The organism is Sphingomonas sp. 8AM, assembly GCF_902506455.1.
Taxonomy (GTDB): domain Bacteria; phylum Pseudomonadota; class Alphaproteobacteria; order Sphingomonadales; family Sphingomonadaceae; genus Sphingomonas.
In genome coordinates, this window is the sequence record NZ_LR733844.1 from 125,133 (window position 1) to 138,495 (window position 13,363).

Genomic DNA, 13,363 nt, shown 5'->3' on the forward strand with positions numbered 1-13,363 from the left:
GGACGGGGTCAACCGGGCGCGTCATCGATAACGCCCGCACGCGCGGCCTCAAGCATCCGGCGCCGCGAGGATCAGCGCGAGGGCGAGGCACAGGATGGCTAACCCCCCTGCGCCGATCATCCTGAGGTCGACTACAGCGCGCGTGCCTCACCATCGGCGAGGAAGTGCGTGCAGACCTGCGCCTCGGGCGTGTCGCCCGCAGCGAGCGCCGCCACCGTGACCCAGCCCGCCGCGCGCATCCGCGCTGCTTCCGCTGGAGGCGTGTCGATCGGGAGGAACAGGCGGCGGCGGTCATGCACCGGCGGATCGCCGAGCAACCGGTCGGCGTAGAGCGAGAAGCCGGTCGCCGCTTCCTCCGCGCCGCCTTCATGGACCACCGCATAGGTGCCGCCGCGCCCGATCTCGGTCCCCGAGCCGCCGCCGAACAGCGAGAAGCCGAGCCACGTCTGATATTCGAAGCCGTGCCGCTCGGTGGGGTCTAGCGTCATCGCTACACGGTCGCCGACCGCCGCCGCGATCGCCGCCAGCCCGTCCAGCCGCGTCGCGAGCACGCCGGTGCGATCGAACGCGCGCAGCCGTGCCAGCGCCTGCTCGAAGGGGCCGGCCGCCTCGATCAGCGGCAGATAGTCGGGCGCGACCGCCGCGACGCCGCCAGCATCCTTCGCGTCGAGCCGCTGGCGGAGCGTGTCGAGCACGTCGGGCGCGATCGGTAGCGGCCCGGCGGCGAGCGTGTCGACGAGGTCGGGGAGCGTGAAGTCGATCGAGGCGCGCGTCACCCCGGCCGCCTCCAGCGCGTCGATCGCGACGGTGACCACCTCCTGCGCGGCGGCGAGCGAGTCGAGCCCGAACAATTCCGCGCCGATCTGCCGCGTCTCGCGCGCCGGCGACAATTGGCTCGCGCGCAGCTTGAGCACCGCGCCGGCATAGCTGAGCCGCACCGGGCGCGGGTGGTGCCCCATCCGCGTCGCCGCGATCCGCGCGATCTGCGCGGTCAGGTCGGGGCGGATCGCCAGCGTCCGCTGCGACACCGGATCGACGAAGCGCACCGCATCGTGCAGCGCGCCGGCCTTCAGCCGCGTGCCGAGCCCGTCGGCGAATTCGGCGAGCGGCGGATCGACCCGCTCATAGCCGTGCGCGCCGATTGCGGCGAGCACCCGCGCCTCGATCGCGGCGGCGGCATCGGCGAAGGGCGGCAGGCGGTCGCGAAGACCTTCGGGCAGGAGCGCGGTCATGCCAGCCCTCTGCCGCGCGGACAGAGGGCTGGCAACTGTTTCAGAACGACAGCCCCATTGCGGTCTTCACGCCCGGCAGCGCCTTGACCTGTGCGAGCAGCTCCGCATCGACCCGCTGGTCGACCGACAGCAGCAGCACCGCCTCGCCGCCCGCTTCCCGGCGACCGAGGTGGAAGGTGCCGATGTTGACCCCCGCCTCACCGAGCAGCGTGCCGATGCGACCGATGAAGCCCGGCGCGTCCTCGTTGACGACGTACAGCATCGCGCCGGTCAGATCGGCCTCGACCTTGATCCCGAACAGCTCGACCAGCCGCGGCGCGCTGTCGCCGAACAGCGTCCCCGCCACCGAGCGCTCGCCATCGGCGGTGCGCACCGCGACGCGCAGCAGCGTGTGGTAATCGCCCTCGCGCTCGGTGCGGATCTCGCGCACCTCCATGCCGCGGTCGCGCGCCAGAACGGGCGCGTTGACCATGTTCACCGTGTCGGTCTGCTGGCGCAGGAAGCCGGTCAGCACCGCGCTGGTCAGCGGCTTGGGATTGAGGTCCGCCGCCGCGCCCTCGCGGTGGATCGAGATGCGGTCGATCGCACCGGTCGCCAGCTGCCCGACCAGCGAGCCGAGCTTTTCGGCGAGGCCCATGTACGGGCGCAGCTTCGGCGCTTCCTCGGCAGACAGGCTGGGGACGTTGAGCGCGTTGGTAACGCCGCCCGAGACCAGATAATCGGCCATCTGCTCGGCGACCTGGATCGCGACATTGACCTGCGCCTCGGTGGTCGACGCGCCGAGGTGCGGGGTCGAGACGAAGTTCGGGGTGCCGAACAGCGGGCTTTCCTTGGCCGGCTCCTGCACGAACACGTCGAGCGCCGCGCCCGCGATATGGCCCGAATCAAGCCCTTCCTTGAGCGCCGCCTCGTCGATCAGCCCGCCGCGTGCGCAATTGACGATCCGCACGCCCTTCTTCGTCCTGGCCAGGTTCTCCGCCGACAGGATGTTGCGGGTCTGGTCGGTCAGCGGCGTGTGGAGCGTGATGAAGTCGGCACGCGCCAGCAGTTCGTCGAGCGTCACCTTGGTCACGCCCAGCTCGATCGCGCGTTCTTCGGTGAGGAACGGGTCGAAAGCGACGACCTTCATCTTCAGCCCCAGCGCGCGGTCGGCAACGATCGAGCCGATATTGCCCGCGCCGATCAGGCCGAGCGTCTTGCCGGTGACCTCGACGCCCATGAAGCGGTTCTTCTCCCACTTGCCGGCCTGCGTCGAGGCGTCGGCCTCGGGCAGCTGGCGCGCGAGCGCGAACATCAGCGCGATGGCGTGTTCGGCGGTGGTGATCGAATTGCCGAACGGCGTGTTCATCACGACCACGCCCTTGGCGGAGGCGGCGGGGATGTCGACATTGTCGACGCCGATCCCGGCGCGGCCGACCACCTTCAGGTTGGTGGCGTGTTCGAGGATCTCCCTGGTGACCTTGGTCGAGCTGCGGATTGCGAGCCCGTCATAGTCGCCGATGATCGCCTTCAGCTCATCGGGGGTCTTGCCGGTGATCACGTCGACCTCGACTCCGCGCTCGCGGAAGATCTCGGCAGCGCGCGGGTCCATCTTGTCGGAAATCAGTACCTTGGGCATGTTCATTCCCTTTCGGAAACGGCCGTCATCCCCGCGAAGGCGGGGATCCAGAACCTCTGACGTTGCGGCTCTAACGACGACCTGCGTGTCTGGATTCCCGCCTTCGCGGGAATGACGAAGTTAAGGATCAGGCCGCCTTGGCGGTCGCGTAGGCCCAGTCGAGCCACGGTCCGAGCGCCTCGATATCGGCGGTGTCGACCGTGGCGCCGCACCAGATGCGCAGCCCCGCCGGCGCATCGCGGTAACCCGCGACGTCATAAGCGGCGTCTTCCTTTTCGAGCAGCGCGGCGAACTTCTTGATGAAGTCGGCGTCGGCGCCCTCGACTGTCAGGCACACGCTGGTCTTCGAGCGCGAGGCTTCGTCTTCGGCGAGATGCCCGAGCCAGTCGCGCTCGGCGACGATCCTGTCGAGCGCGGCGGCGTTCGCGTCGGAGCGCGCGATCAGCCCGCGCTCGCCGAGCCCTTTGGCCCATTCCAGCGCCCAGATCGCATCCTCGACCGCGAGCATCGACGGGGTGTTGATCGTCTCACCCTTGAACACGCCCTCGGTGAGCTTGCCCTTGGAAACGAGGCGGAACACCTTCGGCAACGGCCACGCCGGCGTGTAGCTTTCCAGCCGCTCGACCGCGCGCGGCCCGAGGATCAGCACGCCGTGCCCGCCCTCGCCGCCCAGCACCTTCTGCCAGCTGAACGTCGCGACGTCGATCTTGTCCCACGGCAGGTCGTAGGCGAACACGCCGCTGGTCGCGTCGGCGAAGCTCAGCCCGGCGCGATCGTCGGGGATCCAGTCGCCGTTCGGCACGCGCACGCCGCTGGTGGTGCCGTTCCAGGTGAACAGCACGTCGTTCGACCAGTCGATCTGCTGCAGGTCGGGGAGTTGGCCATAATCGGCGCGGATGACGGTCGGATCGATCTTCAGCTGCTTGACCGCGTCGGTCACCCAGCCTTCGCCGAAGCTTTCCCATGCCAGCGCGGTGACGGGGCGTGCGCCGAGCATCGTCCACATCGCCATCTCGAACGCGCCGGTGTCCGAACCGGGGGCGATGCCGATGCGGTGCGTGTCGGGCAGGTTCAGCAATTCGCGCATCAGGTCGATGCAATATTGCAGGCGCTGCTTGCCGAGCTTCGAGCGGTGCGAACGCCCGAGAACATCGGTCGCGAGCCTGGCGGGATCGTAGCCGGGGGGCTTGGCGCACGGGCCGGACGAGAAATGCGGACGCGCCGGTTTGGTGGCGGGCTTCGTCGGCGCAAGAATGGCGTCGGCGGCAGTCGAATCAGTCATGTCTGTCTCTCCTTACAGAGAGCACGCGCGGCGTTGGGACCGCGTGGCCCGTCGATCGCGCTACAGACGCGCAGCCCCGCTGGCAAGCCGCGCGATCGTCTAAAATGGATCAAGGCATGAGTGAGCGGGGGTGACATGACGAACGACGACGCCTTGCGGCGGGACCCGACCCGCACCGGGAAGATCGCGATCGCCGCGATCTGGCTGTGGTTTGCCGCGGCGGCGGCCGAAGGGCTTGGCCGGCTTGGCGAAATCGGCGTGCTGGGCGGTTTCGGCGGAGTGATCGCGAGCCATGACGCCCTGGTCCGGTCCGACAATGCCACCGCGGCTTTGTCGGCGCTGAGCATCATCGGTCTGGCGATCGCTGCGGCGGCGGTGTTGCGCTGGGTCTACATGACGAACCGCAACGCCCATGCGCTGAGCGATCGGATCGTGTGGGGACCGCGCACCTCCCCCTTCTGGTCAGTGGCGTGGTTCTTCGTTCCCGTCGCGGGGCTGATCCGCCCGTTCAGCGTGTTCAGCGCGACGTGGCGGATCTCGGCCAGCCCGGACGCGTACGAGATGGTCGGCGTTCCGGCCCTGCTCCGCTGGTGGTGGGGATTGTGGCTGGCCAACGCCGCGGTGGGCAAGGTCGCGTCGACTCTCCACGACAGCGGCAAGGTGCCCGGCGACATGATCGGCGCCGATTACGTCCTGTTCGCCAAGGTGCTGATCGACCTGCCGCTCACGATCGTGCTGACCGTCATCATCCTCCGCCTGTCGCAGTGGCAACGCGCGGCTTTAGCCCGGGGCGAAGCGCCGCTACATCAGGACGATGAGGTCATGGCGTAACCGTCCGTCCCGCGCGCTGCTGCCCGCGCTGCTGCTCGTCGGCTGCGGGCGCGCCGAACGTCCGGCAGCCCCGACCCAGCGTGCGCGGGTCGACCTGCCGTCGGCGCGCGAGACCCGGCAATGTTTCGCCGACCTGCGCGCGCTCGGCGTCGATTTCCAGCCGTTGCCCGACAAGGACAATGGCGGCGGCTGCGCGCTGGTGGGGACGGTCAAGCTGCTCGACATCGGCGTGCCGACCGCCAATCTCGGCGCGGTGCGCTGCGGCGAGGCGCGCGCCTATGCCGCCTGGGCACGCAACGGCGTGGCGCCCGCGGCGTATCAGATCCTCGGCTCGGAACTGTCGCGCGTCGTCAGCATGGGCAGCTACGCCTGCCGCAACACCGTCGGCACCAGCGGCCCGGCGCGCCGCTCCGGCCACGCGACCGCCAATGCGATCGACATCGGCGCGTTCGAGTTGAAGGACGGCCGGCGCATCTCGATCCTGCGTGACTGGAACTCGTCCGATCCGGCGGTGCGCGACTTCCTCAAGGTCGTCCACGCCTCGGCGTGCCGGCGGTTCGGGACGGTGCTGTCGCCCGATTACAATGCGGTGCATCGCGACCACCTGCATCTGGAGGACGACGACGCGCGCTTCTGCCGCTAATCTTGCGGGTGTCACAGCGGCGCTCTATCTCACGATGAATGAGTGATACCCGAGTACCGAGCCGCGTCTTCCCACGTGCCAAGCAGGATGCCGAGGTCGCCAAGACCAACGTCTCCACCCCGCAGACCGAGAGCCCGGCCTACCGCCTTGCCTTTCAGGATATGGACTTCCTGCTGCGCGAGGATCTCCGCCCGGTCCGCTTCCAGCTCGAACTGCTCAAGACGCAGCTGATCTTCGAGGAAGCGCATATCGACTCGACGTTCGTCTTCTACGGCTCGGCGCGGATTCCCGAGCCCGCCAAGGCGCAGGCGCTGCTCGATCTCGCCACCGACGAGAAGAGCCGCAAGATCGCGCAGCGGCTGGTCGACAAGAGCAAATATTACGACATGGCGCGCGAACTGGCGCAGCTCTGCTCGAACTTCCCGCGCGACGAGGCGGGGAAGCGGCATTTCGTGGTCTGTTCGGGCGGCGGCCCGTCGATCATGGAGGCCGCCAATCGCGGCGCGGCGGACGTTCACGCCGAATCGATCGGGCTGAACATCGTGCTGCCGCACGAACAGGCGCCCAACCCGTACGTCACCCCGGCGCTGTCGACGCAATTCCACTATTTCGCGCTGCGCAAGATGCACTTCCTGCTCCACGCGCGCGCGCTGGCGGCGTTCCCGGGCGGGTTCGGGACATTCGACGAATTGTTCGAGCTGCTGACGCTGATCCAGACCGGCAAGGTCGAGCCGATCCCGGTGCTGCTGTTCGGGCGCGAATTCTGGCAACGCGTCATCAATTTCGAGGCGCTGGTCGAGGAAGGCGTGGTGTCGGAACGCGACCTCGGCATCTTCCGCTATGTCGAGAGTGCCGCGGAAGGCTGGGCGGTGGTGCAGCAATTCTATCGCGACCGGCAGGCGGCGCGCGAGGCGGCGGGAAAGTAAGCCCCTTCGTCATCCCGGACTTGATCCGGGATCCCGCTTCTCACCAACCTGGCGAAGAAGAAGCGGGCCCCGGATCACGTCCGGGGCGACGGACGCCGGGAGGGCGCGCCGCCTACGCCGCCGCCGGCTCGTACACAAGCTCGGCGGGCTCGCGCTTCGGCAACGGCGGCATGCCCAGGCGGCGCATGTCCACTGCGGTCAAACGGTTGAGCACCACCGCGCCGAGGCGGCGGTCGCGTGTCTCGATCAGCACGCCGCCGTCGATCAATCGTAGCATCGGCCATTGTACGCGTCGCGCGCGCACCCGCGACCCGCGCGCGACGACCAGCGCGAGCTGTCCTTTCCCGTCGATCGTCAGCGCGGCGCGACCGTCGTCACCGATCGCGGCATCGAAGGCTACAAAGCCGGGCAGCGCCTCCGCCACCGCTTCGATGGCCTCGTCGACAGTGTGAATCAGCCGCTCTTCCCGACCAAAGCCGAGCAGCCGCCCCAATCGCACCGAGGTCAGCCCGCGTGCGCCACCGCGTCCAGCGCGGGGCGCAACCCGCGCAGGTCGTAGCCGGCCTCCGCTGCCTTGGCCGTAAGCGCGTCGGCATCGTCGCCCTGCGCGGCGCGCGCGAGCGCCCAGAGATTGCACGAGCGCGTGCCCGAGCGGCAATAGGCCAGCACCGGCCCGTTCGCCGCCGCCAGCGCTGCGCGCATCGCATCGACCTGCGGCCGGGAGAAGCCGGCGTGGGTGATCGGGATCGCGGTATAGGCGAGCCCCGCCGCCTCCGCCGCGATACGGATCGCGTCGCCCGCGGGCTGGCCGGGCTCTTCATCGTCGGGACGGTTGTTGACGATCGCGACATAGCCGGCGGCGGCGAGCGCGGGGACATCATCGGGGCTGATCTGCGGGGCGACCGCGATCGTCGGATCGAGAGGACGAAGCATCGCGCTTCCGTAGCGAAACACGCGCCGGTCGTCAGCCGGAAACATCATCCATGGGCGCGGATCGCATCGAGAAATGCTTGCCCATAGGCGTCGAGCTTGCGCTGTCCGATCCCCGCGATCCGCCCCAGCGCGGCAAGCGAGGTCGGGCGCAGCGCCACCATCTCGCGCAACGCCGAATCGTGGAAGATCACGTACGGCGGCACGCCGGCCTCCTTCGCCAGTTCCCGGCGGGTGGCGCGCAGCGCCTCGAACAGCGGATCGTCGACCGGATTGTCCGACGCGCCCGCACCGCGCCGCCGCCGCTCGCGCTTCGGCGGCTCGACCAGCGGCAGGGTCGCCTCGCCCTTGAGCAGCGCGCGCGCCGCGGGGCCAAACTCCAGCCCGCCGTGCGGATTGGTGCGCAACGCATCCTTGAGCAGCAGCGCGCGCCCGACCGGCTTGAGCATCGCCGTCTCGGTGCCGTCGACGATATTCCACACCGACAGCGCCTCGTGCCCGTTCATCAGGCTGCGCTCGCTCGACTTTCCGGTGAGCACTTCCTCGATATAGGTCGCGCCGAACATCTGTCCGGTGCGGAACACCGCCGACAGATATTTGCGCGCCGTCTCGGTCGCGTCGATCGCGGCGGGCGGTGACAGGCAATTGTCGCAATTGCCGCAGGTTTCGGGCGGATGCTCGCCGAAATGGCGCAGCAGGATCGCGCGGCGGCACCCCGCGGTCTCGACCAGCGCGCCGAGCGCCGCCAGCCGCTGCCGCTCGCCGGGCTGGCGATGTTCCTCGACCTCGCCGATCCGCTGCCGGGCGCGCGCGAAATCCTCCGCGCCCCAGAACAGATGCGCGACCGCCGGATCACCGTCGCGCCCGGCGCGGCCGGTTTCCTGATAATAGGCCTCGATCGACTTGGGCAGCCCGGCATGCGCGACGAAGCGGACGTCGGGCTTGTCGATCCCCATCCCGAACGCGACCGTCGCGCACATCACCATATCCTCGGACGCGACGAAATCGGCCTGGTTCCGCGCGCGCACCGCCGGATCAAGCCCGGCGTGATAGGCGCGCACCGGGCGTCCGGTGATCTGCGTCAGTTGCGCCGCCATCTTCTCGGTCGCGGCGCGGGTCTGGACATAGACGATCCCGGGGCCGGGCGTGTCGCGCACCACGTCGGCGATCTGCCGCGTGCTGTTGTCCTTGGGGCGGATCGTATAGCGGATGTTCGGGCGGTCGAACCCGGCGACGATCATCCCCTCGTGCGGGATGCCGAGCTGTTCGAGGATGTCGGCGCGGGTATGCGCGTCGGCGGTCGCGGTCAGCGCGAGCCGCGGCACGTCCGCAAACGTGTCGAGCAGCGGGCGCAGCAGCCGGTAATCGGGGCGGAAGTCGTGCCCCCATTCGCTGACGCAATGCGCCTCGTCGATCGCGAAGAGCGCCGGGCGGCCGCGCGTCAGCAGGTCGCGGAAGTCGGCGGTCGAGGCGCGCTCGGGCGCGACGTACAGCAGGTCCAGTTCGCCATCGAGATAGCGCCCGCGCGTCTCGGCCTTGTTCTCGTCCACGCTGGTCAGCGTCGCGGCGCGCAAGCCCACCGCGGTCGCGGCGCGCAACTGGTCGTGCATCAGCGCGATCAGCGGGCTGACGATGACGCACGTCCCCTCCAGCATCGCCGAGGGTAATTGATAGCACAGCGACTTGCCCGCACCGGTCGGCATCACCGCCAGCGTCCGCTCGCCCGCCAGCACGCGCGTCACCACCTGCTCCTGCACGCCGCGGAACGCAGGAAAGCCGAAGATGCGGTGAAGGTCGGGAAGCGGATCGCGCGCCATGTGCACAGGCGCACCTAGGCGCGCGGCTCCGCTTCCGCAACCGCGGCGGGAACGGCGGGCGACGGTGGCGCGTAGTGCGCGGGTCACAGACCTGCGAAAGACCGCGATGCGCGTGCGCCCCAATCTTGCCCTGTTCACTTTCGCGGCAGCGACCGCGCTCTCGGCGTGCGAACGTCAGGCGCCGGAGGCTGCCGGTCAGGCCGACAAGCCGCGCCCGATCGCCCCGGTCGCCAAGGGCGTGGACGCGCCGCCCGAAGCGCCGGCGGCGGCGCGATGACCGTCGAGCGCGTCGTCGACCATCGCTCCGAGCAGGAGTTCACGCTGGCGGTCGGCGACCGCCGCGCGGTGGCCGCCTACCAGCTGGAAGGCAACACGATCGTCTTCACGCACACCGTCGTGCCGCCCGAGATCGAGGGGCGCGGCGTCGGAACGAAGCTGATCCGCGGTGCGCTCGATATCGTGCGCGACCGCGGGTGGAAGGTGGTCCCGCAATGCCCGTTCGTGCGGGCTTATATCGAGAAACATCCCGAGATGCGGGATTTGCTGGCCTGACCCGCCGTCATCCCGGACTTGATCCGGAATCCCGCTTCTTCCTCGCTCACCAGAAAGAAGCGGGGCCCCGGATCAAGTCCGGGGCGACGGACACAGAGGTGTTACTCCGCCGCCACGCGGCTGCCGTCGGCGTTCAGCCCCAGATCGTGGAGCAGCGGCCCGACTTCCGGGTCCTTGCCGTTGAAGGCGCGGAACATCGGCGCGTAATCCTCGGTGTGGCCTTTCGACAGGATCATGTCGCGGAAGCGCTGACCGTTGGCGCGCGTCAGCCCGCCGTGATTCTCGAACCACGCATAAGCGTTCGCATCGAGCATCTTGGTCCACTGATACGCGTAATAGCCGGCCGAATAGCCGTTCCCCCAGATGTGCAGGAAATAGCTTGAACGATAACGCGGCGGCACGTCGTCGGTGTCGAGCCCGGTCGCGGCGAGCGCTTTCGGCTCGAACACATTGACGTCCTGCCGCCCGGCGGTCGCGGACAGCGAATGCCAGCTCATGTCGAGTTCGGCCGCCGCCAGCGCCTGACCGAAGCTGCTCCCGGTGTTGAAGGTCGCGGCACGCTTGATCTTGGCGACGAGTTCGGGCGGGATCACCTGACCCTGCCGGTTGACCGCGTAATGCGGCAACACCTTGGGATCGAGCGCCCAATGTTCGTTGAACTGCGACGGGAATTCCACGAAATCACGCGCGGTGTTGGTGCCCGAAACCGACGGATAGGTCTGGTTCGCGAACAGCCCGTGCAGCGCGTGGCCGAACTCGTGGAACATCGTCGTCACGTCGTCGAAGGTGATCAGCGCGGGCTGGCCCGCCGCCGGCTTGGTGAAGTTGCCGACGTTATAGATCACCGGCTTGGTGCCGAGCAGCTTCGACTGGTTGACGAAGTTCGACATCCACGCGCCACCGTTCTTGTTGTCGCGCTTCCAATAGTCGAAATACATCAGCCCGATCGGCGTGCCGTTCTCCTCCGACACCTCATAGACCATCACGTCGGGCTGATAGACGGGCAGGTCGGTGCGGCGCTTGAAGGTGATGCCGTACAGCTGGTTGGCGGCGTAGAACACGCCGTCGGTCAGCACCTTGTTGATCTCGAAATACGGCTTCAGCTCGTCCTGGTTCAGATCGTACTTCGCCTTGCGCAGCTTCTCCGAATACAGATCCCAGTCCCACGGCTTGAGCTGGAAATTGCCGCCTTCGGCCTTGATCTGCTGCTGCAATTCGGCGGCCTCGCGGCGCTGCTCGGCGCCGACCGGCTTGCCGAGCTGCTGCATGAAGCCGAGCGCGGTGGTCGGGTTCTTCGCCATCTGGTCGGACAGCACATAATCGGCCCAGGTCGCGAAGCCGAGCAGCTTCGCCTTCTGCGCGCGCAGCTCGGCGAGTTGGCCGATCGTCGCGCGCGTGTCGTTGGCGTCGCCCTTTTCGGCGCGCGTCCAGCTGGCGTTGAACAGCGCCTCGCGCGTCGAGCGGTCGGTGAGCGCGGCGAGCGCCGGCTGCTGTGTCGTGTTCTGGAGTGTCAGGACATATTTGCCCGTCAGCCCGCGCTCCTTGGCGGCATCGGCGGCGGCGGCGATCTCCGCCTCCGAGAGCCCGGCCAGCTTGGCGCGATCGTCGACGACCAGCGCGCCGGCCTTGGCGGCGGCGAGCAGCTTCTGCTGGAACGCCGTCTCCAACGTCGAGAGCTGCGCGTTGAGCGCGCTCAGCTTGGTCTTGTCCGCGGGCGACAGCTTGGCACCGGCGCGGACCATGTTCTCATAGGTAAGCGTCAGCACCTGCAACTGCTCGGGCGCCAGCTTCAGCGTCTGGCGCGCGTCGTACAGCGTGCGGACACGCGCGAAGAGCTGCGGGTTGAGCTGGATCGCATCCTGATGCGCGGCGAACTTGGGCGCGAGCACTTCCTGCGTCTTCTGGAGCACGTCATTGGTGTTCGCGCCGTTGACGCCATAAAAGGCGAGCGCGGCGCGCTCCAGCAGGCGGCCCGACCGCTCAAGCGCGGCAATCGTGTTGTCGAACGTCGGCATCGAGCGGACGCGGACGATGTTGTTCACCTCGGCCAGCTGCGCGGCCATCCCGGCCTCGAGCGCCGGCTGATAATCGGCGTCCTTGATGCGGTCGAACGGCGGCGCCTCGAACGGCAGCGTGCTCGGTTTGGCGAAGGGATTGCTCGCGGGCAGCGGCGCGGCGGTTTGCGCGGCGGCGGCGAACGGCACGGCGGCAGCGGTCGTCATCGCCGTCAACAGGACGGCAGCGAAAGACAGACGCATCGGAACTCCTCGGGAACGTAACCTGCGCGCGGTGATGCACCCGCACGCAGGTTGGGGCAAGGTGGCTGCCCTTTTTCCCGGACTATCAGACCGAGTCCTTCACCTTCTTGCCAGCGACGACTCCGAGCACGAGGAAGATCAGGAACAGCGCGAGCGCGATGAAGAACAGGATCTTGGCGATGCCGACGAACGCGCCGCCGATCCCGCCGAAGCCGAGGGCGCCGAGCACCAGCCCGGCGATGAGGAAAATGACGGCAAGTTTCAGCATGACTGGTCTCCGCTTCGATCGTGGACGGGTGTCAGCCCTTGCGGCTGGCTTCGAACAGGAACCAGGCGCGCTCCTCGGCCTGATCAGTCCAGTCGTCGACGATCCCGCTGGTGGCGTTGTCGCCGGCATCCTCCGACGCCTGCTTCACGTCGCGGAAGCGCTCGACCAGCGTCAGGTTGTCGTCGCGCAGTTCGGCGAGCATCTCGCCCGCGGGGACGAAGTCGCGGTCATTGTCCTTGATCGACTGCCGGCGTGAGATGTCGCCGATCGAACGCAGGGTGGTGCCGCCGGTCTTGCGGACGCGCTCGGCGATCGCGTCGGTCACACCCAGGATTTGCGCGGCCTGATCGTCGAGCAACAGGTGATAGTCGCGGAAGTGCGGCCCGCTGACGTGCCAGTGAAAGTTCTTGGTCTTCAGATACAGCGCATAGCTGTCTGCCAGTGCCGCGTTGAGCGCGTCGGCGACGGTACGCGTGTCGTTACGCGCCAGATCGGTCGGCGTGTCGAGAGCAGGGTTGGTGTCGGTCACGATTCGCTCCGTACGGATCAGGTGTCGGAGGCGAAACGATCGATGCAGGCTTTTGCTCCCTGCCGTGCGCCTGCGCTCAGGCGGCGCGGCGCGGCGCCTCCGCGCGGTCGGTGACGACCGCCTGCCCCAGCAATTGCAGCAGGCGATGCACCGGAACGCCGCGCTCGCCACGCGCCAGCGCGAGCCGGAGCTGATTCGCGGCATCGACTGCGGCGGGCAGATGATGGTGGCGTGCCAGTTCGCGGATGCGCTCGATGTCGGGCGTGAGTTGGGTCGGCCCGGCGCGCCATTCGATCGCGGCGATTCGGCGGGTCAGTTCGGCACGGGCGGTGATGATATCGTCGTTGCTCATGACGGCTATCTCCTCTTGCGCGCCTTGTAGCGGCACGCGCGTTACCGAGGGCTTAACCGCGCCGATGCTTGACTCCGTGCGCCACATGGGCCAAGCGCCCCAGCCTGACGCGGCGGAGGAGCCTT

The 13,363-nt window shown here is 68.4% G+C and carries 15 protein-coding genes; 5 read left to right on the forward strand and 10 right to left on the reverse strand.

The features are described 5' to 3' along the window. Positions 1 to 131: 131 nt before the first annotated feature. From BACI71_RS00650 to BACI71_RS00660, 3 genes are all read right to left on the reverse strand, one after another. Positions 132 to 1,232, reverse strand: a complete 1,101-nt coding sequence (locus tag BACI71_RS00650; RefSeq protein WP_159753656.1) for an ATP phosphoribosyltransferase regulatory subunit — start codon at positions 1,230 to 1,232, stop codon at positions 132 to 134. 40 nt (positions 1,233 to 1,272) lie between these two features. Then, positions 1,273 to 2,850, reverse strand: coding sequence for a phosphoglycerate dehydrogenase (gene serA, locus BACI71_RS00655; RefSeq protein ID WP_159753659.1), 1,578 nt, complete (start codon positions 2,848 to 2,850; stop codon positions 1,273 to 1,275). A 127-nt stretch (positions 2,851 to 2,977) separates the two neighbouring features. Then, positions 2,978 to 4,132, reverse strand: a complete 1,155-nt coding sequence (locus BACI71_RS00660; protein ID WP_159753662.1) for a phosphoserine transaminase — start codon at positions 4,130 to 4,132, stop codon at positions 2,978 to 2,980. A gap of 135 nt (positions 4,133 to 4,267) precedes the next feature. Here BACI71_RS00660 and BACI71_RS00665 point away from each other — a divergent pair, with 135 nt between their 5' ends. Genes BACI71_RS00665 through BACI71_RS00675 form a run of 3 tightly spaced genes read left to right on the forward strand, consistent with a single transcriptional unit; the run spans position 4,268 to position 6,532 of the window. Next, a complete protein-coding gene (locus BACI71_RS00665) occupies positions 4,268 to 4,963 on the forward strand; it encodes a DUF4328 domain-containing protein (protein WP_159753665.1) in 696 nt (231 codons plus the stop codon). Then, positions 4,947 to 5,606, forward strand: a complete 660-nt coding sequence (locus tag BACI71_RS00670) for an extensin family protein (protein WP_159753668.1) — start codon at positions 4,947 to 4,949, stop codon at positions 5,604 to 5,606. Before BACI71_RS00665 ends, BACI71_RS00670 begins: the two co-directional genes overlap by 17 nt. A gap of 38 nt (positions 5,607 to 5,644) precedes the next feature. Continuing rightward, complete coding sequence (locus BACI71_RS00675; protein ID WP_159753671.1) at positions 5,645 to 6,532, forward strand: LOG family protein; 888 nt, start codon at positions 5,645 to 5,647, stop codon at positions 6,530 to 6,532. Between the two features lie 112 nt (positions 6,533 to 6,644). Here BACI71_RS00675 and BACI71_RS00680 read toward each other — a convergent pair whose 3' ends face one another. From BACI71_RS00680 to recQ, 3 genes are read right to left on the reverse strand one after another with little or no spacing between them, the layout of a single operon-like run. Further along, positions 6,645 to 7,031 (reverse strand): hypothetical protein, encoded by a 387-nt coding sequence (locus BACI71_RS00680; RefSeq protein WP_159753674.1) that lies wholly within the window; start codon positions 7,029 to 7,031, stop codon positions 6,645 to 6,647. A 5-nt stretch (positions 7,032 to 7,036) separates the two neighbouring features. Then, positions 7,037 to 7,465 carry a TIGR01244 family sulfur transferase gene (locus BACI71_RS00685; protein ID WP_159753677.1) on the reverse strand — a complete coding sequence of 143 codons (429 nt, stop codon included), beginning with the start codon at positions 7,463 to 7,465 and terminating at the stop codon, positions 7,037 to 7,039. A 44-nt stretch (positions 7,466 to 7,509) separates the two neighbouring features. Beyond that, positions 7,510 to 9,279 carry a DNA helicase RecQ gene (recQ, locus tag BACI71_RS00690; protein ID WP_159753680.1) on the reverse strand — a complete coding sequence of 590 codons (1,770 nt, stop codon included), beginning with the start codon at positions 9,277 to 9,279 and terminating at the stop codon, positions 7,510 to 7,512. Positions 9,280 to 9,343: 64 nt separating this feature from the next. Here recQ and BACI71_RS00695 point away from each other — a divergent pair, with 64 nt between their 5' ends. Both BACI71_RS00695 and BACI71_RS00700 read left to right on the forward strand, forming a co-directional pair. After that, a complete protein-coding gene (locus BACI71_RS00695; RefSeq protein WP_159753683.1) occupies positions 9,344 to 9,556 on the forward strand; it encodes a hypothetical protein in 213 nt (70 codons plus the stop codon). Continuing rightward, on the forward strand, positions 9,553 to 9,831 hold the full coding sequence (locus tag BACI71_RS00700) for a GNAT family N-acetyltransferase (RefSeq protein ID WP_159753686.1): 279 nt from the start codon (positions 9,553 to 9,555) through the stop codon (positions 9,829 to 9,831). The genes BACI71_RS00695 and BACI71_RS00700 overlap by 4 nt, the downstream gene beginning before the upstream one ends. Positions 9,832 to 9,932: 101 nt before the next feature. Here the strand turns inward: BACI71_RS00700 and BACI71_RS00705 are convergent, their stop codons facing one another. The 4 genes from BACI71_RS00705 to BACI71_RS00720 all read right to left on the reverse strand — a co-directional run bounded on the left by BACI71_RS00705 (position 9,933) and on the right by BACI71_RS00720 (position 13,238). Beyond that, positions 9,933 to 12,089, reverse strand: coding sequence for a M3 family metallopeptidase (locus tag BACI71_RS00705; RefSeq protein ID WP_236552751.1), 2,157 nt, complete (start codon positions 12,087 to 12,089; stop codon positions 9,933 to 9,935). An 85-nt stretch (positions 12,090 to 12,174) separates the two neighbouring features. Then, positions 12,175 to 12,357 (reverse strand): DUF1328 family protein, encoded by a 183-nt coding sequence (locus tag BACI71_RS00710; protein ID WP_159753689.1) that lies wholly within the window; start codon positions 12,355 to 12,357, stop codon positions 12,175 to 12,177. A gap of 31 nt (positions 12,358 to 12,388) precedes the next feature. Further along, positions 12,389 to 12,886: a Dps family protein gene (locus BACI71_RS00715; protein WP_159753692.1), complete on the reverse strand. Its 498-nt coding sequence runs from the start codon at positions 12,884 to 12,886 to the stop codon at positions 12,389 to 12,391. A 76-nt stretch (positions 12,887 to 12,962) separates the two neighbouring features. Continuing rightward, positions 12,963 to 13,238, reverse strand: coding sequence for a hypothetical protein (locus BACI71_RS00720; protein WP_159753695.1), 276 nt, complete (start codon positions 13,236 to 13,238; stop codon positions 12,963 to 12,965). Positions 13,239 to 13,363: the final 125 nt, after the last annotated feature.